The 1233-nt window shown below is 54.1% G+C and carries 1 protein-coding gene and 1 pseudogene; both read right to left on the bottom strand.

The window, feature by feature from the left end:
- Nucleotides 1-101: 101 nt before the first annotated feature.
- Nucleotides 102-854 (bottom strand): transposase, encoded by a 753-nt coding sequence (locus tag RMSM_RS33995; RefSeq protein ID WP_008708415.1) that lies wholly within the window; start codon nucleotides 852-854, stop codon nucleotides 102-104.
- A 102-nt stretch (nucleotides 855-956) separates the two neighbouring features.
- Nucleotides 957-1233 (bottom strand): annotated as a pseudogene (locus tag RMSM_RS33990) (DUF1552 domain-containing protein); the annotation flags it as partial.

The raw sequence follows: 1233 nt of genomic DNA, 5'->3' as shown, positions 1-1233 counted from the left end.
TCCACACTCGACTCGGAGAGTTGGGTCATTTTTGTAATTCGACTCGGAGAGTCGTTTTATTCCACACTCGACTCGGAGAGTCGAGCTACGAGAGCGTCGTGCTACGGGCGGGGTGCGAACGGGTCGAGCCAGTCGGCGGCGTGATAGTGATACTTGTCAGGCTTCAGATTTGCCTTCGATGGGTTGTCGGAGATGTATTTGCGGAATCGATCGAGTTCTTCGATATCGCGAACAATGCGATCGTACGATTCATGTTGCCAGAACCGCGGTTTGTTATGTGCTGGACCGGCAGGCCGTATGTCTACTGGTTGTCGCTCAAGCCATATACCAATGTGCCGCGACGTCCATTTCTTGATCGACCCAAGCAAGTCTTCCAGCTCCCATCCATCAAACGCAATCACGAGTGCATGGACGTGATTCGGCATCACGACATAGTCTCCGAGCCACAACCGTTGGCTGTGAAAGAATGACATTGAGTTCACGACTTCCTGTCTCGGCTCCGCATGTCGCAGGACGCAGCTTCCGTGACACTTATCAAGTTCTTCATGCAGCATCTTTGCGTGCACACGTTCGAAAGCATGTCGGACGCCTTCCGGAATCGCAGCGTAAGCAGAATCGAAACGGCTGGGATCCGTCTGCTTCCACTGCGGGTTCAGATTGTGTGCCCGGTACCATCGCTCGCGGATATCGAACCACTCTGCGAGGACTGCTTTCGGGATCGAGTCGTCCTGTCGAAACGTCACAAAATACGTCGCTCCGGGCTGTCGCCAATGCGGTAGATTGCGCACGTAAACCCGCATCTCGCCTTCAGGATTGAAGGGCCGAAATTCAGGTTGATTAGAAAGATTCATCATCGTTATTCGTAACCCGACTCTCCGAGTCGGGCAGTTGTTGTTGTTTTTAAATATAATTCTGCCTCGACTCTTTAAGTCGACTGCCCGACTCGGAGAGTCGGGCTACAGCAGTTCTTTCACAACGCTGGTGCTGTCGCCGTGTCGGTTGGTGTTGATGCCGAGTCCCTGCAGCATCGTCAACCACACATTGCACAGCGGCGTGTCCTTCGGCAACACGAGATGTTGGCCGAGTTTCAAGTTGGCGCCGCCGCCTGTGAGAACCGTCGGGCAATTGGTCAGGTAGTGGATGGAGCTGATGTTCGATCCCCACGCCACAGCAGTGTGGTCAAAGAGGCTCGATCCATCGGCTTCTTCGGTTGCCTTGAGCTTGCGATCGAGG

Source organism: Rhodopirellula maiorica SM1, from assembly GCF_000346295.1.
GTDB classification, from domain to species: Bacteria; Planctomycetota; Planctomycetia; order Pirellulales; family Pirellulaceae; genus Novipirellula; species Novipirellula maiorica.
This window is presented reverse-complemented; position numbering and strand designations above follow the sequence as displayed.